Source organism: Phenylobacterium sp. FG114 (assembly GCF_057809855.1).
On sequence record NZ_JBMDKU010000002.1, the window covers coordinates 278915 to 299994 of the forward strand.

The following is a 21080-nucleotide window of genomic DNA, read 5'->3' on the forward strand; positions in this document are numbered from 1 at the left end:
CTGTTCCCCTTCGCCTAGTAGACCCGCGCCTTCGGCGGGAAGGGCGCGATTTCGTTGGTCATGGTGTAGTCGTGCACCGGGCGGTAATCGATCTTCACCTTGCCGGTGGCGTCGTCGAACCACGCCAGGGTGTGCTTCATCCACTTCTTGTCGTCGCGGTCCGGGAAGTCCTCATGGGCGTGAGCCCCGCGGCTTTCGGTGCGGTTGTGGGCGCCGGTAACGGTCACGACCGCCTGGCCGATCAGGTTGTCCAGCTCCAGCGTCTCCATGAGGTCGCTGTTCCAGACCATCGAGCGGTCGGTAACCTTCAGGTCGACGCGCTTGGCGTTCACCGCGTTCATGCGCTGGACGCCGGACGCGAGGGCCGTGGAGGTCCGATAGACCGCCGCATCCTCCTGCATGGCCATCTGCATTTCCAGGCGCAGCTCGGCCGTCGACGTCGAGCCGTTGGCGTTGCGGAAGTGGTCGAGGCGGGTGAGGTGGCCGTCGGTCATGGCCGGCTTCAGCTCGGGCTGGGTCGCCCCGGCCTTGATCGTGTCGGCGGCGCGCAGAGCGGCGGAGCGCCCGAACACCACCAGGTCGATCAGGGAGTTCGAACCGAGCCGGTTGGCGCCGTGCACGCTCACGCAGGCCGCCTCGCCCACGGCCATCAGGCCGGGCACGGTCTGGTCGGGGTTCTTGCCGGCCTTGGTGACGACCTCCGAGTAGAAGTTCGTCGGGATGCCGCCCATGTTGTAGTGCACGGTCGGCAGGACCGGGATCGGCTCCTTGGTCACGTCGACGCCGGCGAAGATCTTGGCGCTCTCGGAGATCCCGGGCAGGCGCTCGGCCAGGATCTTGGGATCCAGGTGGTCGAGGTGCAGGAAGATGTGGTCCTTCTTCGGGCCCACGCCGCGGCCTTCGCGGATCTCCATGGTCATGGCGCGGCTGACCATGTCGCGCGGCGCCAGGTCCTTCACGGTGGGCGCATAGCGCTCCATGAAACGCTCGCCCTCGGAGTTGGTCAGGTAGCCGCCTTCGCCGCGAGCCCCCTCGGTAATCAGGCAGCCTGAGCCATAGATGCCGGTCGGGTGGAACTGCACGAACTCCATATCCTGCAGCGGCAGGCCGGCGCGCAGCACCATCCCGCCGCCGTCGCCGGTGCAGGTGTGGGCCGAGGTCGCCGAGAAGTAGGCGCGGCCGTAGCCGCCGGTGGCCAGGATCACCAGCTGGGCCTGGAACCGGTGCAGCGTGCCGTCGTCCAGCTTCCAGGCGGTGACGCCCCGGCAGACGCCCTCGTCCATGATCAGGTCCAGGGCGAAGTACTCGATGAAGAACTCGGTCGAGTGCGCAAGGCTCTGGCCGTACATGGTGTGCAGCATGGCGTGGCCGGTGCGGTCGGCCGCGGCGCATGTGCGCTGGATCGGAGCCTCGCCATAGTTCTTGGTCATGCCGCCGAAGGCGCGCTGATAGATCTTGCCGTCGGTCGTGCGGCTGAACGGAACGCCCCAGTGTTCGAGCTCGTACACGGCGGCCGGCGCGTTGCGGCACAGGTATTCGATGGCGTCCTGGTCACCCAGCCAGTCCGACCCCTTGACGGTGTCGTACATGTGCCAGCGCCAGTCGTCCTCGCCCATGTTGCCCAGGGACGCCGAGATGCCTCCTTGCGCCGCCACGGTGTGCGAGCGGGTGGGGAAGACCTTGGTGATGCAGGCCGTCTTCAGGCCGGCCTGGGCGCAGCCCAGCGCGGCGCGGAGGCCCGAGCCGCCGGCGCCGACCACGACGACGTCGAACTTGTGATCGATGAATTCATAGGTCGCCATGGGATCAGCCGCCTCCCAGCGCGACCTTGAGGATGGACATGATGGCCAGCGCGCCCGCGAGGCCGCTGACGAACAGGTTGGCCAGCAAGCAGGCCGCCTTGTTCAGGTGCGAATAGACGTAGTCCTCGATGACCACGCGCAGGCCCGACTGCATGTGCATGAAGCTGATGCCGAGGGTCAGCACCATCAGCGTCGCGTTCACGGGGCTGCGGATCCACTCTACGGCTTCGTAGTAGTCCATGCGGGCCAGCAGGATGACGCTGTAGACGCCCCAGAGGACGAGCGGGACCAGCGCCACCGCGGCGACGCGCTCCGAGAGCCAGTGGCCGACGCCGTGCTTGGCCGAGCCCAGCCCGCGGGCCGTGGAAAGGGGGGTGCGGAAGCTCATCAAAGGGCTCCGATCTGGAACGCGATCGCCCAGGTGGCGAGGGTCGCGGCGATGGTGAAGCCGAACACCGTCCAGGCCGACGAATTCGCGCTCTTGAGGTCCAGGCCGTGGCCGAAGTCCCAGACCAGGTGCCGCACGCCGTTACCCAGGTGATAGAAGACCGACACGGTCATGCCGAACATCACCAGCTTGCCCAACGGCGAGCCGAGCAGCCCCTTGAACGCGGCGTAGCTCTCGGGCCCGGCGGCCAGCGAGATAGCCCAGGCCGCGGCGATCAGGCCGCCGAGGTAAAGGCCCACGCCCGTGACCCGGTGCAGGATCGAGGTGGCCATGGTGATGTGCCAGCGCCAGACCTGCAGGTGCGGCGACATCGGACGGTCGGCGGGACCGCGTGGAACGGTAGACATGGCGAGCCGTCGCCTCCCCTAAAGCCCTCGGCCCAGCGGTTTTAAGCGCCGGAAAAGGGGTGTCAACGAACGGCCGACATGTGACACGCCGACCGCGCTTCGAGTTCGAACTTACGACGCCTTCAGTTGCGAATGCTTCGCATTATCCGAAGCTGCAGACTACGCCATTCCGTTCGTATTCCCCGAAGTCTTCCTCGCGGCATGCTTGGAGGCAATGCGCGATCAAGTTAGGGTTCCTTCGCGAAAGGCGAAGGATGCGCTTCGATCTCACCGATCTCCGTCTGTTCTGCGACGTGGTCGACGCCGGTTCGATCACAGCAGGCGCCGAGAAGAGCGCCCTGGCGCTCGCGGCGGCCTCCACGCGCATCCGCAACATGGAGGCGGTGCTGGGCGCCGCGCTCTTCACCCGGTCGCGACAGGGCGTGACGCCCACGCCCGCGGGTCGCACGCTGCTGAAGCACGCCCGCACCATCTTGGGGCAGGCGGCGCGCATGCGCGAGGATCTGTCGGCCTTCGCCGGCGGCCTATCGGGCGAGGTGCGCCTGCTGGCCAACACCAATGCGCTCACCGAGTTCGTGCCCGAGGCGCTGAGTTCGTTCCTGGCCGCCCATCCGCACGTCAGCGTCGACTTGGAGGAGCGGCTGTCGGACGAGATCGTCGGCCTGATCGCCGAGGGGGTGGGCGACGTGGGCATCGTCGCCGGCACCGTCGATGTGGGCGGCCTGCAGACCTACCCCTTCCGCTCGGACCGCTTCGTGGTGGTGGCGGCGAAGGGCCATCCGCTGGCCGCCCGCAGCCGGGTCTCGTTCGCCGAGGTCCTGGAATACGACTTCGTGGGCCTGGAGCGCTCCAGCTCGCTCCAGCGCTTCCTCACCTCGAAGGCCGCCCGCGAAGGTCGCCCTCTGCGGGCCCGCGTCCAGCTCCGCAGTTTCGACGCCGTCTGCCGCATGGTGGAGTCGGGTGTCGGCGTGGGCGTCGTCCCGCGCACCACGGCCTCGCGCGCCGCCAAGACCATGTCCCTGGCCGTCATCGACCTCGCCGACGACTGGGCGCTGCGAGAACTGACCATCGTGGTTCGGGCGGCGGACGAGCTGCGGCCCTATGCGCGGGAGCTGGTGGAGAGTTTGCGCGCCTAGGCCGCCGCGATGGCGCGGCCGTCGGCGTCGCGGCCGACCCAGCGCAGCAGGCAGGCCTGTAGCGCCTCGATGTCGATCGGCTTCTCGACGCTGTCGATCATGCCCGCGGAGCGCATGCGGGCGAGCTGCTCGGGCAGCACGTCGGCGCTCATCGCGATGATCGGCGTCGCACTCGCGGGGCCATCCAGGGCGCGGATGGCGCGGGTGGCGGCGAGGCCGTCCATCCCCGGCATGTGCACGTCCATCAGGATGGCGTCGTAGCGCGCCACTCGGGCGGCCTGGACCGCTTCGTGCCCGTCGCAGGCGACGTCCGCGGTGCAGCCGAGCAGGGTCAGCACCGCCACGCCCAGCTCGCGGTTCACGGGGTGGTCGTCGACCAGCAGGACGTGGGCGGCCAGCGCGCCCGCCTCCGCATCGTCGGCGGCCGCGGTCGTCGCCTGGGCGGCGCGCGGCAGCGTCGCTTCCATCCAGAACTCGGAGCCGGCCCCCGGCGTCGAGATGACGCCCACCCGGCCGCCCATCGCCTCGACGAGGCCCTTGGCGATGGCGAGGCCCAGGCCGGTGCCGCCGTAGGTGCGGCTGATCGAGCTGTCCACTTGGCGGAAACGGTCGAACAGGATGGGCTGCACCCCGGACGGGATGCCGACGCCGGTGTCGATGACGGCGATACGGATGCGGTCACCCGCCTCGCCGGCCGTTGCGGTGAGGGTCAGGGTCACGCCGCCGGCATCGGTAAACTTCACGGCGTTGTTGAGGAAGTTGAGCAGCACCTGGCAGAGGCGATGGTCGTCGCAGACGTAGGCGCCGGCCAGGTCCCCGGCGACGGTCATCTCGAGCGCCAGGCCCTTGCGCTCGGCCGCCTCGTTCACGATCGCCAGGGCATCGCGGCAGACCTGCGTCAGGTCCACCGGCTTGGGGTCCAGCTCCAGGCGGCCGGCCTCGACCTTGGAGAAGTCCAGAATGTCGTTGACCACCGTCAGCAGGGCGGCGCCGGAGCGGCGGATGACGCCCACCTGGTCGCGCGCCGCCTCGGGCAGGGAGGTGCGCTCCAGGACCTGCGCAAAGCCGATGATCGAGTTCAGCGGCGTGCGGATCTCGTGGCTCATGGTGGCCAGGAAATCGGTCTTGGCGATCGAGGCGGCGTCGGCGCGGTCGCGTGCGCGTCGGTCGGCGCGGGCACGGTTCGTCAGCAGGGCGCGGAGCCGCTGCTGGTGCGTCGCCATGAGGGCCGTGATGATCCCGGTGGCGAACACCATCGCCAGATAGACCTGGGAGATCGTCACCTTGCGGTTGATGTCCGGATAGTCGGAGAGCAGGGGCGGCGGCCCGAACGCCATGGCCAGTGTCAGCATCACCGCGCAAAGCAGGGCGATCGCCAGGGTGAGCGCGCGCGGGCCGAGGCGCAGGCCCAGCAGAGTCACGGCGGGGAAGATCCCGAGCAGCGCCAGGACGCCGAACGGAGTGAAGATCAGGGCCGCCAGCGCCGAGACCAAGAGCGCGCCGGACACGAGCTCCCACGGGCGCTTGGCCGCCGCTCCGGTTCCGCGATGGCCGAGCAGCAGGATCGCAGGCAGCACCAGGGACATGCCCAGGAACTTGGCGGCCAGCCGGTTCGCCACCATCACCAGCGGGAACTCGCCCTTCATCCCCAGCACCACCAGCCCGACCAGCCCGCTGCCCACCAGCAGCATCGGCAGCAGCGCCAGGAAGATCAGCCGCGCGAAGCGGCCAGGCGTGGTGAGGCGCACGGCGTTCAGCCGCCGGGCCAGGGTGGCGACGACCACGGCCTCCGCGGTGTTCAGCAGCGAATAGGCGACCGCGTCGAACAGCGAATGGCTGAACGCCAGCACGACGGCGAGCTGGATCATGAAGCCGGCGGCGAGGCAGGCTGGGGTCCAACGGCGCGGCAGCAGCAGGACGGCGCCGATGACGAAAGCGTTGGCCGTCCAGATCGTATCGACCCCGCCGGCCTGCTCACGCAGCACATTGGTGAGCCACAGGTTCAGGGTGTAGCCAGCGCAAAGCAGGCCCGCGATGATCGCCGGGCCGTGACGCCTGTCTATCTGGGGCACTGACGCTTCCTCGGTGCGTGCTGACGCGCGACCAGCCTAGGAGGCGGGGCGCGAAGGAAGCCTTAAGGCTGTTCAGCCTGAGCCGCTATTCGTCCTCGAGCCAGTCCGCCGAGCGCATTTCCTGGAGGCGCGAGGCCGTCCGCTCGAACTCGAAGGCGCCGTCGCCCTCTGGATAGAGCCGGGTCGGCTCGGACTCCGCCAGCACGATCAGATGGGTCTTCGCCTCGTAGAGCGCGTCGATCAGGATCACGAGGCGGCGCGCCTCTTCCCGGCGGTTGGCGGTCAGTCTCGGCAGGCTGTCGAGGAACACGGTGTGGAACCGCTCGGCCACGGCGATGTAATCATTCGGGCCCAGCGCCACCGAGCAGAGACTGCCGAAGGTTGCGCGCAGCAGGCCGCCGGCGGCATGGGGGAAGTGCACCTTGCGGCCCAGCACCTCCAGGGTCTCGCCGCTCTCCTCTTCCGGCCCCAGCATCTCGCGCCACAGCGCGTCGAAATGGCGCTCGTTGTCGGGATCGACGGGCGAGAACCAGGTCCCCGTCGCTCGCAACCGATCCAGCCGGTAGTCGTGTGGACCCGCGATGGTCATCACCTCGACCCGGCTCTTCAGCAGGTCGATGAAAGGCAGGAAGAGCTGGCGGTTGATGCCGTTCCTGTAGAGCTCGTCAGGCACGCGGTTGGACGTCGCCACGAGGGTGACGCCGCGCGCGAACAGCGCCTCGAACAGCCGGCCCAGGATCATGGCGTCGGCGATGTCGGTGACCTGGAACTCGTCGAAGCACAGCAGGCGCGCCTCGTTCGCCACGACATCGGCCACCGGCGGGATCGGATCGTCGCCCTTGTGCTGGCCGAACCTGGCCTTGCGTGCGGCGGCGTCGCCCTTGCGCCAGGCGTCGATCAGCCGGTGGATTTCGCCCATGAAGACGTGGAAATGGGTGCGCCGTCGCGACGGCTCTCGCGACGTCTCGAAGAAGAGGTCCATCAGCATGGACTTGCCGCGCCCGACCGGCCCGACGAGGTACACGCCGCGCTGGCCCTCTGGCTTGTGGAACAGCTTCTTCAGGCCACCCTTGGGCCGGTCGGCCGCCAGGTCCGCCTCCAGCCGCACAAGGGCCTGGAGGGCGGCGGCCTGGGCCGGGTCCGGCCGGATCGAGCCCTCGCGGACACGCGCGTCGTAGGCGGCTTGCAGGGCTGAGGCCATCGCCACCGGCCTAGCCGCGCCAACGCCGGAGCGCAAGGAACGGGCCGCGTCCGCGCGGGTTGTGGTTATCCAACCCACGGAGGACGCGCATGGCCGATCAAGAAGACCGCACCTTCAAGCCGCAGGCTCCCGAACTGGGCGAAGGGACCCCCGCGAACGTCGACGTCCATAAGCTGGGCCAGAGCGACCGGCCGGAGGAGGCCTGGGGCGAACCGCCCGACGCCGAGGCGCAATATGGCTCGAACCATACGACGCGGCCCGAGCGGACCGAGGCCCTGCGCGGCCAGGGCGCCAAGACCCGCCAGGCGACCAAGGATCAGATCAGCCGCCGGACCTAGGCCTTCCGGAACACGAAGATGTCGCCGACCCCGCCCAGGTCGATGGGCGGGCGGTCGGGGACGAGTCCGGCCGGGGCGGCCAACGGTTCCGGGTCGGTCATGTAGTAGGTCAGCCGCTCGGCGCTGCGATGTGCGATGCGGCCCGCCTCGTCGGATAGGACGTATTCGATCACTTGCTCCAGACGGTTCACGCCTTCCTTGAAACTGCGCTCCAGCACGAAGAGCAGCAGAGCCCGGCCGTCCCCAAGGTGCTGGTCCAGCACCGGACGGCGAGGGTCCGGAGGTTCAAGGCCCCGCATCAGCTCAAGCTTCGGGAGATGGAAGGCCGCCAGCCCACCGACCGCGAGGTGGCGGGCGGCCACCGCGAAGGTATTCCTCCAGGCGGCGCCGGTGGGAACGTGGGCGAGCGTGAAGAAGGGACAGACGACCAGGTCGAAGGTTCGCTTCACGTCCAGCGAAGTCATGTCGCCCTGGCGGAGCGTAACGCGCTCGCGTACGTCCGGGCCCAGCTTCGCGATGCGCGCCTCTGCCTGGGACAGCATGGTGGGCGAGATGTCCACGCCGCACACCTCGAAGCCGCGCTCGGCGAATCCGGCCGTGAGGCGGCCGGTGCCTGCGCCCAGTTCCAGGATCGCCCCGCCGGCCGGAACCAGGCCAGCGTAGATGTCCTCATCGCCCAGCAGGCGCGCGTCGGCGCCGGTGATCCGGTCGTAGAACACGGCGCTGAGGCTGCCGGCTGCGTAGTAGGGTTTGGCCTTCGCCATCCGTCGCTTGTGCCGCCGCGATTGCGCGGGATCAATGTGCAGGCCAAATATCCGGCCAAAGGCTCCGCTGTGAGAGGACCTCGATGACCAGCCTGATCCGTCGCTTCCGGAGCCTCGCGCTCGTGCTCATAGCGCCGCTGGCGCTGGCCGCCTGCGGGATCAACACGATCCCGACCAAGGAGGAGAAGGCCAAGGCCCAGTGGGCCGAGGTGCAGAACCAGTACCAGCGCCGCGCCGACCTGATCCCGAACCTGGTGGCGACCGTGAAGGGCTACGCAGCCCAGGAGTCCAGCGTGCTGATCGGGGTGAGCCAGGCCCGCGCCAGCGCGATGCAGGTGAAGTCCGACGCCAGTATCACCACCGATCCAGCGGCTTTCCAGCGCTATGCGGCCGCCCAGAACAACCTTTCGTTGGCCCTGGCGCCGCTGCGGGTGCTGCAGGAGAATTATCCGGACCTGAAGTCGAACGAGAACTTCATGGCCCTGCAGTCGCAGCTCGAGGGCACCGAGAACCGGATCGCCATCGCCCGGCGCGACTACAACGAGGCGGTCCGCGACTTCAACACGACGCTCCGCACCTTCCCGCAGGTGATCTGGGCGAAGACGATGTACAGTTCCAGCCAGCCGATGCAGCTGTTCCAGGCCACGGCGACGGCCCAGTCCGCGCCGACCGTCGACTTCGCGCCCGCGGCCCCCGCCGCCGCGCCGCCAGCCGGCGCCGCGCCCGGCTCGCCGCCGCCGAAGTAGGTGTTCCCGACGGCCTTACGCGTCCTTCTCCCCTTGCGGGAGAAGGTGGCCCGCGCAACGGGTCGGATGAGGGGTTTCGCTCCCCTCGCCGCCCGCCCCCTTATCCGTCACCCTTCGGGCGACACCTTCTCCCGCAAGGGGAGAAGGGTAGGGGTGATCGCCTTGCTTCTGGGCCTCCTTGTCGCGCTCCCAGCCCTGGCCGCGCCCAAGTTTCCGCCGCTCACCGGCCGGGTCGTCGACGACGCCAACATGCTCTCGCCGGCGACGGAAGCTCGCCTGACGCAGGAATTGGCCACCCTCGAGCAGCAGACCGGCCACCAGCTGGTCGTCGCGACATTGCCCGACCTGCAGGGCTACGAGATCGAGGACTACGGCTACCAGCTGCTGCGCGCCTGGGGCATCGGGCGCAAGGCGGAGGACGACGGGGCGATCCTGATCGTCGCGCCCAACCAGCGGAAGGTGCGCATCGAGGTGGGCTATGGCCTCGAGCCGGTGCTGACCGACGCGCTGTCCAGCCTGATCATCCAGCGCGCGATCCTGCCGGCCTTCAAAGCCGGCGACATGGAGAAGGGCGTCGTCGACGGAACCGAGGCCATCGCCCGGCAGATCGGCTTGCCGCCCGACCAGCAGAAGGCGGCGATCGCCGAGGCCGAGGCGGCCGGGCCGCAGGTGACCATCGCCGACCAGTCGGGCGACAGCGGCGGCGGCATCCCCCTGTTCGTGATCGTGATCGTCGTCGTCTGGGTGCTGAGCGGCCTGCTGCGGGCGTTCGGCGCGCGGCGGCGGTTCGGCGGCAGCGGCCTCTGGTGGTTGTTGCCCTTCATTCTTTCCGGCCCGGGCTCCAGCGGCCGGCGCGGCGGCGGATGGAGCAGTGGAGGTTGGTCGGGCGGTGGTGGCGGCGGCTTCTCCGGTGGCGGCGGATCGGGGGGAGGCGGCGGCGCCTCGGGGAGCTGGTGATGTCGAAGCTCAGCCTGACGTCCGACGATCTGGCCGCGATCGAGGCCGCCGTGCGGGCCGCCGAGGTGCGGACCACGGGCGAGATCTACTGCGTGCTGGCCGAGGAGAGCTCGGACTACCACGCGACCCCGCTGGCCTGGGCGGCGGGCGTCGCCCTGCTGGCGCCGGCCATCCTGCTGCTGTTCGGGATACACGTGACCGCGCCCGACCTGCGGATGTTCGGCGGCTGGACGGCCGACCAGGTCGAGGAGGTGGGCGAGGCTACCGCGCGGGCGGCGCTGATCGGCACGCTGTTGCTGCAGGCCTTCCTGTTCGTGGCGACTCTGTTCCTCGTGGCCATCCCACCGGTGCGGCGACGCCTCACGCCCAGAGGCATGAAGCGCGACCGGGTCCGCATGCGCGCCGAGGAACAGTTCATCGCGAAGAACCTGCATGCCACTCGGGAACGGACGGGCGTGTTGATCTATGTCTCGGCCGCCGAACGCATGGCCGAGCTGATCGCCGACGAGGCCATCCACGCCCAGGTCGCTGACGACACCTGGGACAGGGCGATGGGCGCGCTGACCGCCGGGCTCAAGCGCGGTCGGGCGGCGGAAGGGTTTGCCGAAGCCATCGGCCTTTGCGCCAATGTGCTGGCCGAGAAGTTCCCCGCGCGGTTCGGCGACAACCCCAATGAGCTGCCGGACGCGGTGGTTGTGCTCCCACGCCCCTGAGGCGAGGCAGTTGCACGCTGAAGCTGCGACGAATTCACATAGGCTGTTGTGACCCTGGCGCCTCGGCCCCAGATTGGGCGTGGCTGTAGGGCGTGGCCGTTGGGGCCGAGTTTGGGCGTGAGCGACGACAAAGACAACCTTGACGCGCTTCGCGAACGTCTCCGCCGGTTGGAAGCCGCGGTCGACGCGACCGGTCTGGGCCTCTGGGAGTGGGATGTCCGCACCGGTGAACTCGTCTGGAACGACCGCAATCGCGAACTGTTCGGTGTCACCCACTCTCGCCCGCTGACGATCGAGGACTATCCCGAGCTGGTGCATCCCGACGATCGCGAGGTGGTCCGCGAAGCGTACCTCCGAGCCAGCGACGGGCCCGAGGACAGTCTTTTCGGCATGGAGCACCGCGCCCGGCCCGGTCCCGACGGCAAGTCGCGGTGGATCCTGACCCGCGGGCGCCTGCTCAAGGACGCCGAGGGCGTGCGGATGGCCGTGGGCTCGAACCTCGACATCACCGACCGCAAAACCGCCGAGGAGCGTCGCAGCCTGGTGCTGCGCGAGCTGGCGCATCGAGCCAAGAACGGCATCCTCATCATGATGACCATCGTCGCCCAGACGGCCAAGGGCGTCTCGACGGTCGAGGACTTCGAGGCGGTGCTGATGGCGCGGCTGCAGTCCATGGCCGACAGCCAGGACCTGGTCACCCAGGCCGCGGGTCGGTCGCTGCGGTTCGCCGACCTGCTGGACCGGGCGCTGGATCCTTTCGACAGCTCGCGCTTCGACATCGATCCGCAGCTCCGAGAGATCAGCATCTCGAACGAGATGGTCGTGGCCATGGCCCTGCTGCTGCACGAACTCTCGACCAATGCCGTCAAGTATGGCGCGCTGTCCGCTCCGGCCGGCCGGGTGCGGCTCGACCTCAGCCATGCGCCGGGCGAGAAGGCCCAGCTGAAGTGGACGGAAAAGGGCGGCCCCGAGGTCAGGCCCGTCACCCGCAAGGGCTTCGGCAGCCGCCTGCTGGACATCTCGCTGCGCAACAACGGAGGCCACGTGGTGGCACGGTTCGAACCGTCAGGCTTCCAGGCCGACATCCATTTCCCCGCCGCACGCGGCTAGGACCAAACATTACGGCTCTGTCATCTAGCGGAGCTTTCACGCCGCCCACCCGACAGGTAGCATCATACGCGAACGGTCGGAGACGCGGGCATGGCCTATTCCCTCAATGTGAACGGCAAGGCGGTTTCCGCCGACGTGGACGGCGACACGCCGCTCCTCTGGGTTCTTCGCGATACCCTCGGGTTCGTGGGCACGAAGTACGGCTGCGGCGTCGCGGCGTGCGGGGCCTGCACGGTCCATGTCGACGGCGAGGCGATGCGCTCGTGCCAGATCCCCGTCGAGAGCGTCGGCAAGGCCAAGATCAGCACCATCGAGGGAATGGCGGCCCATCCCGTCGGCAAGAAGGTTCAGGCGGCGTGGACCGAACTGGACGTCGCCCAGTGCGGCTACTGCCAGGCCGGGCAGATCATGAGCGCCACGGCGCTGCTTTCGAAGACGCCGAAGCCGAACGACGCCCAGATCGACGAGGCCATGAACGGCAACATCTGCCGCTGCGCCACCTACGTCCGCATCCGGGCCGCCATCAAGCGCGCCTCCGGCCAGAAGGAGGCCTGAGCCATGACCTACCATGACCTGAAGGCCAATCGCCGCGAGATCCTGACCTCGGTCGGCGCGGGCGGCTTCACGCTGGCGTTCTCGATGGCCGGCAAGGCCGAGGCGCAGGACGACGCGCTGAGGCCGCTGAACGCCTATGTCACCGTCGCGCCGAATGGCCAGGTGACCATCCTCGCCAAGAGCCCCGACGTGGGCCAGGGCGTGAAGACCATGCTGCCCATGCTGATCGCGGAGGAGTTCGACGTGGCGTGGGAGGACGTGCGCATCGAGATGGCGCCGAACGATCCCAAGACCTACGGCCGCCAGTTCGCCGGCGGCAGCATGGCCACGCCCATGCACTGGGACGACCTGCGCCGCGTGGGCGCCGTGGCGCGCGCCATGCTGATCCAGGCGGCGGCGACGGCGTGGAACTGCGGCCCCGGGGACTGCACGACCGCGCCGGGCGAGGTGATCCACAAGCCGTCGGGCAAGAAGCGGACCTATGGTTCGTTGGCCATGGCCTGCGCCACGATCACGCCGCCCGACCCGAAGACGGTGCCGCTGAAGGACGCCAAGGACTACCGCATCGTCGGCAAGCCCAAGGTCCAGTACGACACGGCCAAGATCGTCACCGGCCAGCCCCTGTTCGGCATCGACCAGCGCCGGCCGGGGATGCTGTACGCCACCTACGTGAAGGCGCCCGTGTTCGGGGCCAAGGTGGCCAGCGCCGACCTCGAGGCCGCCAAGGCGGTGAAGGGCGTGAAGGCGGCCTTCATCGTCGCCGGCGCCGACGACGCGTTCGCGCCGGCGGGCGGCCATATCGGCCAAGGATTGATGCCGGGCGTGGCCGTGGTGGCCGACAGCTGGTGGGCGGCGCGCAAGGGCCGCGACAAGCTCAATGTGAAGTGGGCCGACCACCCGACGTCCAGCCAGTCCAGCAAGGGCTTTGCCGAGCAGGCCGCCGCGCTCAACGCCGGAAAGCCGATGCGCAACGCGCGCAACGACGGCGACGTCGAGGCCGCCCTGAAGGGCGCGGCGAAGACGGTGGAGGCGGCCTACGCCTATCCGTTCCTCAGCCATGCGAACCTCGAGCCGCAGAACTGCACCGCCGAGTTCAAGGACGGCAAGCTCGAGGTCTGGGCGCCGACCCAGTACCCGGAGCCAGGCCGCCAGCTCTGCGCCAAGACCCTGGGCATGAAGCCCGAGGACATCACCGTGAACATGGTCCGCGGCGGCGGCGGCTTCGGCCGGCGGCTCGCCAACGACTACATGGTCGAGGCGGCCTGGATCGCCCGCGAGGCGAAGGCGCCGGTCAAGCTGGTCTGGACCCGCGAAGACGACATGCAGCACGACCACTACCGGCCGGGCGGCTTCCACTTCTTCAAGGGCGGCCTCGACGCGCAGGGCAACCTCGTGGCGCTTCAGGACCACTTCGTCACCTTCGCCAGCGGCTCCGGCCCGACGGCGCCCAGCGCCGGCATGTCGGCCGCCGAGTTCCCTGCCCGCTTCGTGCCCAACTGCCGCTACGACGTCAGCACCATCCCGCTGGGCGTGCCCACCGGTCCGCTGCGGGCGCCGGGTTCGAACGCCCTGGCCTTCGCCTTCCAGTCCTTCATCGACGAGATGGCCCACGCGGCGGGCGCCGACCCTCTGGCGTTCCAGATCAAGCTGCTGGGCGACAAGGACGTGGTGGGCGAGGCCCCGGCCGCCTACGCCGCCGGCCGCATGCGCGGCGTCCTCAAGGCCGTGGGTGAGATGTCCGGCTGGGCCAATCGCGGCAAGCTGCCCAAGGGCGAAGGCATGGGCGTCGCCTGCTATTTCAGCCACCTGGGCTACTTCGCCGAAGTGGCGCACGTCGCGGTTTCGGCTGAGGGCGCGGTGAAGGTGAAGAAGGTCTGGGTGGCCGCCGACGTGGGCCGCCAGATCATCAATCCGCACGGCGCCATAAACCAGGTGCAGGGCTCGGTGCTGGACGGCCTCTCGGGGGCCCTTCACCAGCAGATCACGATCGCCAACGGCGCGACCGAGCAGAGCAACTTCACCGACTATCCGCTGATGCGGATCTCGGAGTCGTGCCCGGTGGAGGTGAAGTTCCTCAAGACCGAGTTCCCGCCCACCGGCCTGGGCGAACCCGCCCTGCCGCCGGCGATCCCGGCGCTGACGAACGCCATCTTCGCCGCCACGGGCAAGCGCGTCCGGAGCCTGCCGGTCACGCCGGAGATGCTCAAGGCGTAGGGGAGGCCGGCCTGGCCTACCGCTTTCGCGCGTAGGTCAGGATCAGCGAGCCGACGTCGGTGGAGATCACTTCCGTGAGCTCGAAGTCGCGCCGCGGCCCGCCTTCGAACAGCTTCTTGCCGCCGCCTAGGGTGTAGGGCGCCAGCATGAGCCGGTACTCGTCGATCAGGTCGGCCTCGGCCAGGCTGTGGGCAAGGTCGGCGCCGCCGAAGCAGACGATGGCGCCGCCAGGCTGCGCCTTGAGCGCCGCGAGTTGGCCGAGATCGGTGAGCAGTTCCGCGTTCCAACCGGGATCACCGGAGAGGGTCTTCGAGATGACGACGCGCGCCCGCTGGTTATAGGCCTTCGCGAAGTCGCGCATGTCCTGCGGCATGGCCTCGTCAGTCTCGGCCGCCGGCCAGAAGGCCTTCATGTATTCGAAGTTGACCCGCCCGTAGACGAACAGGTCGCTGGTCTCCATGGCCCAGTTGGACCATTTCGCGGCCACGTCGTCGGACCAGGGTGGCGGCACGAACGCGCCATCGGGACCGGTGGTGAAGCCATCGAGGCTGACGACCTGCGAAACAATCAGCTTGCGCATCGGGGGAGGCCTTGTGGGAGGACGGCGGCGCGCGCCGGCTGACGAACCAAATATCCATACCGGTTGCGTAATGCAATCAGATTTCTGCGACCGTGTCGCAGATGGCTTGCCAGCCGCGAGCCAGCGAATACGGTCGGCTTGCGAAGCGGGCGGAGGAAGCAGGTGGCGCAGGGGATCGACGCGACGACGCGCCGGCCGGCGCTGCCGGTGAAGTTCCTCTACGGCCTGGGCGCCATGGGCGAGGCTTCGTTCATCGCCGCGGTGGCCTTCGTCTTCTTCTACTACACGGCGGTGCTCGGACTCTCGGGCAGTCTGGTGGGCGCCGCGTTGTTCCTGGGGCTGTGCGCCGACGCCGCGGTCGATCCGTTCTTCGGCTCGTGGTCGGACAACATCCATTCGCGCTTCGGACGCCGTATCCCGCTGATGGCCTTCGGCGGTCCGGTGATGGCGTTGTCGGTGGGCATGCTGTTCGCCCCGCCGGCCGGCCTGCCCGAGCTGGCGCTGTTCGCCTGGCTGGCGGGCTGGGCGATGGTCGTCCGCGCCGGCGTGTCGATGTTCCACGTGCCCTACGTGGCCCTGGGCGCAGAGATGTCGGCCGACTACCACGAACGCTCCAGCGTCGTGGCCTGGCGCACGGTCTTCGGGATCATCGCCACCGGCACGGCGACGGGCCTGGCCTATTCGGTGTTCTTCAAGGGCGAGGGCGGCCTCCAGCGGCCGGACGGTTATCCCGCCTTCGGGTGGACCATCGCGGCGATCATCGCGGCTTCGACTTTGATCTCGACCTTGGGCTCCGCCAGGTATGCCGCCTCGCTGCCGGGCGCGCCCAGGGTGGGGCAACACCTGCTGCGCCGCTTGCCGGCCGAGGTGGCCGAGATCTTCCGCAATCCCTCGTTCCGCACGCTCTTCTTCTCGGCGGGCGTCTGCTACACGGCCGTCGGCGTGAATTCGGCCTTCAACAGCCACGCCTACGTCTTCGTCTGGAAGCTCCAGCCCGACATGATCCAGACGGCGACCTTCTCGTTCCTGGGCGGGCTGTTCCTGGGCGTTCCGGCGACCCCGCTCGTGGCGCGGGTGCTCGAAAAGAAGACGGTGGCGATGATCGGCATGGGGCTCGTCGCCGGCGCGTGGATCCTTCTCGGCCTGCCGCGCATCGTGGGGCTGGTGACCGCCGAGGGGCGCGCGGCCCTGCCCCTGCTGGCGGGGCTGGTCGCGGTGGCCGGGCTGGGGGCGGGCTTCTGCGCCATCGCCTTCCCCTCGATGATGGCCGACGCCGCGGACGAGCATCAGCACCTGTTTGGCCGCCGACGTGAGGGGCTCTACTTCGCGGGCCTGGGCTTCGCCTTCAAGGCCGCTACCGGCCTCGGGGTGCTGCTGTCGGGATTCGCCCTGGATCTGATCGGCTTCCCCAAGGAGATCGGCCGCCAGGTGAGCGCGGTCCTGCCCCACAGCTTGCAGCAGAAGGTTCTGTTCGCCTGGGGGCCGCTGGGCGCGGTGATGGTCTTCGGCTCGATGGCGATCCTCGCCGCCTATGCGATTTCCCGCCGCCGCCACGCCGAGGTGGCCGCCGCCCTCCGCCTGCGCAACGGAGCCGCCGCGGAATAGGGCCGTGACGTGGCGTCACGGTTGCCACGCCGCGCAAGGGGAATAGCGTTCTCCCAACAAGAACCGCACGGGAGGACACCAGGTGGCGGTCGCAGAAGGTATCGGCGGGCCTGCGGTGACGGCGGGCGGCGCACAGGCTGGCGGCGTGGCCAAGCCGTCCGCTGGCGTGAAGTTCTTCTACTCGATCGGGCAGTTCATCGAGTCCGGCTACCTGGCGGTCAACACCTTCGTCTTCTTCTACTACACGGCGGTGCTGGGCCTTTCGGGCAGCCTGGTGGGCGCGGCCATGGCGATCAGCATGACCGTGGACGCTGCCCTGGACCCGCTGATCGGGTCCTGGTCCGACAGTATCCGCTCCCGCTTTGGACGCCGCTTGCCCGCGATGCTGCTGGCCGCGCCGCTGACCATGGTGACCATGGGCCTGCTCTTCGCCCCGCCGTCCGGCATGACGCCCATTCTGCTGTTCGTCTGGCTCACCCTCACCAAGGGCGCGCTGCGGGCCTTCGCCTCGATGTACAACATTCCGTACTTCGCCCTCGGCGGCGAGATGTCGGACGACTACGTCGAGCGCTCGCGGATCGTCTCGTACCGCCTGCTCTCGGGCATCCTCGTGACCGTGATGATCACCGCGATCGGCTATTCGGTCTTCTTCGCGGGCGAGGGCGGGCTGCAGCGGGCCGAGAACTATCCCGCCTTCGGCTGGACCATCGCGGTGCTGGTGCTGGCGGGCGGCCTGATCTCCTGCGCCGGCCTCTGGCGCTTCGCCACGGCCCTGCCGCAGCCCGTCGTCCCGCCCGAGCCCATCGCCCGCCGGTTCCTCGGCGAAGTCGCCGAGATGATCCGCAACCGGACGTTCGTGATCCTCTTCACCTCGATGCTGCTGTTCGCCAGCGCGGTGGGCGTGCACCAGGCGCTGAACAACCACGCGTACATCTTCGTGTGGAAGCTGCGGCCCGAGACGATCCAGGTCATCACCTACGTCTATCTCACCGGCATCCTGATCGGCGTCCCGCTCACGCCGGCGCTGTTGCGAAGGATGGAGAAGAAGGCCGTGGCTTCGTTCGGCTTCGTGGTGGTGGCGGCCGGCTGGCTGGTCCTGCCCGGCCTTCGTGGCCTAGGGCTCTTCGCGCCCGAGGGCGGCGCGGCCCTGCCGTGGCTGTCGCTGTCGTCGCTGGTGTTCGGCGTGGCGTCGGGACTGATCTTCATCGTCTTCCCCTCTATGATGGCCGACGCCGCGGAGGAGCACGAGCACCTCCACGGTTCACGCCGCGAGGGGTTGTTCTTCTCGGGCCTGGGCTTCGCAGGCAAGGCCGCGGCCGGGATGGGTCTCCTGATCGGCGGCTTCGCGCTCGACCTGCTGCGCTTCCCCCGCGAGGTGGGCCGGCAGGTGAACGCCGTGGTCGATCCGGACGTGCTGTCCCACCTGGTCCTGACCTGGGGCTGGGCGCCGGCGGCGCTGGTCGGCCTGGGCGGGCTGGCCTTCTCGCCCTACGCCATCACCCGCGCCCGGCACGAACAGATCACCGCCGAGCTGCGCGCGCGGCGCGCCGCCGCCGTGTGACGCAGCGTCAGAGTTGCCAGCCGCCCCCAGAGGGATACCGTTCTTTCCAATGAAGCGTTCAGTCGGAGGAACGGTGTGGCGGCGGTTGACGCGTTAGGCGGGCCCGCGCCCGCCGTTGTCGAAGGCGAGCTCAAGCCGCCATTCCATGTGAAGTTGCTCTACGCGTTCGGCCAGGCCATCGAGTCCGGCTATCTGATCGTCGCCGGCTTCGTGTTCTTCTACTACACGGCCGTCCTGGGCCTTTCGGGCAGCATGGTGGGCGTAGCGCTCGCGATCAGCATGTGCCTGGACGCCGTGATGGATCCGCTGATCGGGTCGTTCTCGGACAATCTGCGCAGCCGGTTCGGCCGCCGCCTCCCGCTGATGGCGCTGGGCGCGCCGCTGACGGGTCTGAGCCTCTGGCTGCTGTTCTCGCCACCGCTGGGCCTGCAGCCGCTGCTGCTGTTCACCTGGCTTGTCGCGTTCAAGATGGCCCTGCGTGGCGTCGCTTCGCTCTACAACCTGCCCTACGCGGCCTTGGGGGCGGAGATGGCCAGCGGCTATGCCGAGCGGGCCAGCGTCGTGGCCTATCGCGGCGCCTTCGGCGTGGTGATCAGCCTCGCGGTGACCATCCTCGCCTATTCGGTGTTCTTCGCCGGCCCAGGCGGCCTGCAGGAGCAGCGTTACTATCCGGCCTTCGGCGCCGGCATGGGCGCGCTCCTCTTCGCGGCCGGCGCCATCTGCTGTGCGGGGGTCTGGGGCTTCGCGCGCCGGCTGCCCCAGCCGACGACGCCGGGCGCCACCCTGATGGCGGGCCTGGCGCGCGAAGCGCCGGAAGTGTTCCGCAACGCCTCGTTCCGCTCGCTCTTCCTCTCGGCCTTGCTGTTCTGGATCGCGGCGGGCGTGAACGGCGCGCTCAACAACCACGCCTACACCTTCGTCTGGAAGATGCCGCCCCAGATGATCCAGTCGGTGAACGTCTCGTTCTACCTGGCGATCATGGTGGGCGTGCCGCTCACCCGCCCGCTGCTGAACCGGTTCGAGAAGAAGTCGGTGATCCTGCTGGGCCTGGCCCTGATGGTCGGATCGATGACGGTGCTGCACGGGCTGCGCGCCATGGGCCTGTTCATGCTGACCGGCGCGGAAGTGGTGCCCTGGCTCATGGTCAATGTCGCCATCGCCGGCGTCGGCATCGGGTTCCTGGTGGTGGCCTATCCCGCGATGATGGCCGACGCCGCCGACGAGCACGAGGTCCTGTTCGGGGCCCGGCGCGAGGGGCTCTATTTCGCCGGCCTGGGCTTCGCGTCCAAGGCGGCCGGCGGCTTCGGCCAGATGGCGGCCGGCTTCGCCCTCGACGCGCTGGATTTCCCCAAGGCGGCGGGCCACGTGGTCGGGGCCGCGCCGCCCGAGCATACCCTGCGCCTGCTGATCCTGGCCTGGGGGCCGCTGGCGGCGCTGTTCGCCGTAGCCGCCGGCCTGTCGCTGCTGCCCTATGCCGTCACCCGGGAGCGCCACGCCGAACTCGCCGCGCGGCTGCAGCTCAAGCGGGCGGACGACGTGCGGGCAGGACGCAGTTCCTAGGACCTAATGGGGCACGTAGGAACGCAGCACGTCCTCGATGATCCGTTCCAGCTGCTCGATCGTGCCGCATTGCTTGGCCACGTGGCAGAAGCGGGCGTAGCGGTTCATCACGCTGTCGCCCTGGCCCCAGTAGCTCTCCGGTTCGGGGTTCAGCCAGATCACCGCGCGGCTGCGGTCGTGGATCTGGCGCATGATGTCCAGGCGCGGGTCGGCGAAGTTCGAGCGCCCGTCGCCCAGGAAGATCACCGTGGTGCGGCGGTCCAGGCTGTCCAGGTGCTGGTCGGCGAAATCCTGCAGCGAGCGGCCGTAGTCGGTCTGCTGGAAGCCGATCTCCTGCAGCACCTTCAGGATCGCGCCTTCGACCCCGTTGTCGTCCAGGATGTCGTTGACGCTGATCATCCGGCCCGAGAACGCGAAGGCGTCCATCCGGTCGACCACCTCGTTCAGCGAATAGAGGAAGGTCAGCAGGAACTGGGCGGCCGCCGCCACCGACTTGCTCACGTCGCAGATCGCCACGATCGACGGGCGGTCGACCTTCTTGACCTTCCACTCGATGTTGAACGGCACGCCGCCATGGGCCATCGACCGTCGCAGCGTCTTGCGGATGTCGAGGTGGCCCTTCTGCGCGGCGCGGCGGCGGCGGGAGTATTTCGCGGCTAGCCGCTTGGCCATTTTCTTCACCAGCGCCTGCATGAGCTGGTAGTCGACCGGGTCGACGCCGCCGTCGGCGTTGAGCTGCTTGCGCGCCAGCCGCTCCTCGCGAAGCTCACGCGCCGAGCCCGCGGCGTAGAGGTCGTGCTGCCGCGCGACATAGGCCTGGGCCTCGGCGAAAAGGTCGCGCCGGGCCTGATCCAGCCGGTCTGCCAGGCCCTCGCCCTCGCCATTCGGCAGGCGCCGGGCGTTGGCGATGATCCGCTCGATCTCCTCCAGCCCCATCTCCTCCAGCAGACGGCGCGTGAGGCGCGAGCGCTGGGTGGTCAGGCGGATGTCGGCGACGCCAGCGCGGGCGGCGGCCTCCTCCATCGACTGCTGGATCTGGGCTGCGTCGCCCTGCAGCACAGCCTGGGCCAGCGGCGAGCTCTCCGTCGCCGCCATGTCCTCGTCGGACGCCTCGCCCTGCTCGGAAGCGGACGGCGGCGGCATGGAGAGGGCGTCGCGGGCGAAGAAGGTCTCGAACACCGTCTCGAACCGGCCGACCTCGTCCGCGGACTTCGCCAGCGTGGAACACAAGGCGTCGCGGAACAGCTCCCGGTCGCCATAGCCGGTGACCGCGACCGCCCGCGATGCGTCGATCGCCTCGGCCGGAGAAACCCTGACGTCGGCGGCCCGCAGCGCGCGGAAGAACTGTTCGAGGGTGTGCTGCATCAGCGC

At 69.1% G+C, this 21080-nt stretch carries 19 protein-coding genes; 11 read left to right on the plus strand and 8 right to left on the minus strand.

Annotation, left to right across the window (positions count from 1 at the left end):
• Positions 1-14 precede the first annotated feature (14 nt).
• The 3 genes from sdhA to sdhC are packed head-to-tail and all read right to left on the minus strand — an operon-like array spanning position 15 to position 2597.
• On the minus strand, positions 15-1802 hold the full coding sequence (gene sdhA / locus ACODSY_RS04415; RefSeq protein WP_488950441.1) for a succinate dehydrogenase flavoprotein subunit: 1788 nt from the start codon (positions 1800-1802) through the stop codon (positions 15-17).
• A 4-nt stretch (positions 1803-1806) separates the two neighbouring features.
• A complete protein-coding gene (gene sdhD, locus ACODSY_RS04420; RefSeq protein ID WP_488950442.1) occupies positions 1807-2190 on the minus strand; it encodes a succinate dehydrogenase, hydrophobic membrane anchor protein in 384 nt (127 codons plus the stop codon).
• A complete protein-coding gene (gene sdhC, locus ACODSY_RS04425; RefSeq protein ID WP_488950443.1) occupies positions 2190-2597 on the minus strand; it encodes a succinate dehydrogenase, cytochrome b556 subunit in 408 nt (135 codons plus the stop codon). The genes sdhD and sdhC overlap by 1 nt, the downstream gene beginning before the upstream one ends.
• Positions 2598-2851: 254 nt before the next feature.
• Here sdhC and ACODSY_RS04430 point away from each other — a divergent pair, with 254 nt between their 5' ends.
• Positions 2852-3733, plus strand: a complete 882-nt coding sequence (locus ACODSY_RS04430; RefSeq protein ID WP_488950444.1) for a LysR family transcriptional regulator — start codon at positions 2852-2854, stop codon at positions 3731-3733.
• Here ACODSY_RS04430 and ACODSY_RS04435 read toward each other — a convergent pair.
• Positions 3730-5805, minus strand: a complete 2076-nt coding sequence (locus tag ACODSY_RS04435) for an ATP-binding protein (protein WP_488950445.1) — start codon at positions 5803-5805, stop codon at positions 3730-3732. The genes ACODSY_RS04430 and ACODSY_RS04435 overlap by 4 nt on opposite strands.
• An 85-nt stretch (positions 5806-5890) precedes the next feature.
• Positions 5891-7006 carry a cell division protein ZapE gene (gene zapE / locus ACODSY_RS04440; RefSeq protein WP_488950446.1) on the minus strand — a complete coding sequence of 372 codons (1116 nt, stop codon included), beginning with the start codon at positions 7004-7006 and terminating at the stop codon, positions 5891-5893.
• An 89-nt stretch (positions 7007-7095) separates the two neighbouring features.
• Between zapE and ACODSY_RS04445 the strand changes: the two genes are divergently transcribed.
• Entirely contained in the window at positions 7096-7344 is a 249-nt protein-coding gene (locus ACODSY_RS04445; RefSeq protein ID WP_488950447.1) for a hypothetical protein, read from the plus strand.
• Here ACODSY_RS04445 and ACODSY_RS04450 read toward each other — a convergent pair.
• Positions 7341-8108, minus strand: coding sequence for a class I SAM-dependent methyltransferase (locus ACODSY_RS04450; protein WP_488950448.1), 768 nt, complete (start codon positions 8106-8108; stop codon positions 7341-7343). The two genes, ACODSY_RS04445 and ACODSY_RS04450, sit on opposite strands and share 4 nt — an antisense overlap.
• 83 nt (positions 8109-8191) lie before the next feature.
• Here ACODSY_RS04450 and ACODSY_RS04455 point away from each other — a divergent pair, with 83 nt between their 5' ends.
• The 6 genes from ACODSY_RS04455 (at position 8192) to ACODSY_RS04480 (ending at position 14403) form a co-directional block, all read left to right on the plus strand.
• Positions 8192-8854, plus strand: coding sequence for a LemA family protein (locus tag ACODSY_RS04455; protein WP_488950449.1), 663 nt, complete (start codon positions 8192-8194; stop codon positions 8852-8854).
• A gap of 153 nt (positions 8855-9007) precedes the next feature.
• Positions 9008-9811, plus strand: a complete 804-nt coding sequence (locus ACODSY_RS04460) for a TPM domain-containing protein (RefSeq protein WP_488950450.1) — start codon at positions 9008-9010, stop codon at positions 9809-9811.
• The gene (locus ACODSY_RS04465) at positions 9811-10524 is read left to right on the plus strand and encodes a TPM domain-containing protein (protein WP_488950451.1); all 714 of its coding nucleotides are present in this window, start codon (positions 9811-9813) and stop codon (positions 10522-10524) included. The genes ACODSY_RS04460 and ACODSY_RS04465 overlap by 1 nt, the downstream gene beginning before the upstream one ends.
• A gap of 117 nt (positions 10525-10641) precedes the next feature.
• Positions 10642-11634 (plus strand): sensor histidine kinase, encoded by a 993-nt coding sequence (locus ACODSY_RS04470; protein WP_488950452.1) that lies wholly within the window; start codon positions 10642-10644, stop codon positions 11632-11634.
• A gap of 90 nt (positions 11635-11724) precedes the next feature.
• Positions 11725-12189, plus strand: a complete 465-nt coding sequence (locus ACODSY_RS04475) for a (2Fe-2S)-binding protein (RefSeq protein ID WP_488950453.1) — start codon at positions 11725-11727, stop codon at positions 12187-12189.
• A 3-nt stretch (positions 12190-12192) separates the two neighbouring features.
• The gene (locus ACODSY_RS04480) at positions 12193-14403 is read left to right on the plus strand and encodes a xanthine dehydrogenase family protein molybdopterin-binding subunit (RefSeq protein ID WP_488950454.1); all 2211 of its coding nucleotides are present in this window, start codon (positions 12193-12195) and stop codon (positions 14401-14403) included.
• Between the two features lie 16 nt (positions 14404-14419).
• Here ACODSY_RS04480 and ACODSY_RS04485 read toward each other — a convergent pair whose 3' ends face one another.
• Positions 14420-14983, minus strand: a complete 564-nt coding sequence (locus ACODSY_RS04485; RefSeq protein ID WP_488950455.1) for a dihydrofolate reductase family protein — start codon at positions 14981-14983, stop codon at positions 14420-14422.
• A 162-nt stretch (positions 14984-15145) separates the two neighbouring features.
• On the opposite strand from ACODSY_RS04485, the gene ACODSY_RS04490 reads away from it, so the two are divergent.
• The 3 genes from ACODSY_RS04490 to ACODSY_RS04500 all read left to right on the plus strand — a co-directional run bounded on the left by ACODSY_RS04490 (position 15146) and on the right by ACODSY_RS04500 (position 19709).
• Positions 15146-16588, plus strand: a complete 1443-nt coding sequence (locus ACODSY_RS04490) for an MFS transporter (protein WP_488950456.1) — start codon at positions 15146-15148, stop codon at positions 16586-16588.
• An 82-nt stretch (positions 16589-16670) separates the two neighbouring features.
• Entirely contained in the window at positions 16671-18149 is a 1479-nt protein-coding gene (locus tag ACODSY_RS04495; RefSeq protein WP_488950457.1) for an MFS transporter, read from the plus strand.
• Between the two features lie 75 nt (positions 18150-18224).
• Positions 18225-19709 (plus strand): MFS transporter, encoded by a 1485-nt coding sequence (locus ACODSY_RS04500; RefSeq protein ID WP_488950458.1) that lies wholly within the window; start codon positions 18225-18227, stop codon positions 19707-19709.
• Positions 19710-19712: 3 nt separating this feature from the next.
• Here ACODSY_RS04500 and ACODSY_RS04505 read toward each other — a convergent pair whose 3' ends face one another.
• Entirely contained in the window at positions 19713-21074 is a 1362-nt protein-coding gene (locus tag ACODSY_RS04505) for a vWA domain-containing protein (RefSeq protein ID WP_488950459.1), read from the minus strand.
• Between the last annotated feature and the right edge of the window lie 6 nt (positions 21075-21080).

What these genes read in the sequence shown, in the direction of transcription:
- sdhA (WP_488950441.1), bottom strand. Translation starts at nt 1,802, where the DNA reads ATGGCGACCTATGAATTCATCGATCACAAGTTCGACGTCGTCGTGGTC.
- sdhD (WP_488950442.1), bottom strand. Translation starts at nt 2,190, where the DNA reads ATGAGCTTCCGCACCCCCCTTTCCACGGCCCGCGGGCTGGGCTCGGCC.
- sdhC (WP_488950443.1), bottom strand. Translation starts at nt 2,597, where the DNA reads ATGTCTACCGTTCCACGCGGTCCCGCCGACCGTCCGATGTCGCCGCAC.
- ACODSY_RS04430 (WP_488950444.1), top strand. Translation starts at nt 2,852, where the DNA reads ATGCGCTTCGATCTCACCGATCTCCGTCTGTTCTGCGACGTGGTCGAC.
- zapE (WP_488950446.1), bottom strand. Translation starts at nt 7,006, where the DNA reads ATGGCCTCAGCCCTGCAAGCCGCCTACGACGCGCGTGTCCGCGAGGGC.
- ACODSY_RS04445 (WP_488950447.1), top strand. Translation starts at nt 7,096, where the DNA reads ATGGCCGATCAAGAAGACCGCACCTTCAAGCCGCAGGCTCCCGAACTG.
- ACODSY_RS04450 (WP_488950448.1), bottom strand. Translation starts at nt 8,108, where the DNA reads ATGGCGAAGGCCAAACCCTACTACGCAGCCGGCAGCCTCAGCGCCGTG.
- ACODSY_RS04455 (WP_488950449.1), top strand. Translation starts at nt 8,192, where the DNA reads ATGACCAGCCTGATCCGTCGCTTCCGGAGCCTCGCGCTCGTGCTCATA.
- ACODSY_RS04465 (WP_488950451.1), top strand. Translation starts at nt 9,811, where the DNA reads ATGTCGAAGCTCAGCCTGACGTCCGACGATCTGGCCGCGATCGAGGCC.
- ACODSY_RS04475 (WP_488950453.1), top strand. Translation starts at nt 11,725, where the DNA reads ATGGCCTATTCCCTCAATGTGAACGGCAAGGCGGTTTCCGCCGACGTG.
- ACODSY_RS04480 (WP_488950454.1), top strand. Translation starts at nt 12,193, where the DNA reads ATGACCTACCATGACCTGAAGGCCAATCGCCGCGAGATCCTGACCTCG.
- ACODSY_RS04485 (WP_488950455.1), bottom strand. Translation starts at nt 14,983, where the DNA reads ATGCGCAAGCTGATTGTTTCGCAGGTCGTCAGCCTCGATGGCTTCACC.
- ACODSY_RS04505 (WP_488950459.1), bottom strand. Translation starts at nt 21,074, where the DNA reads ATGCAGCACACCCTCGAACAGTTCTTCCGCGCGCTGCGGGCCGCCGAC.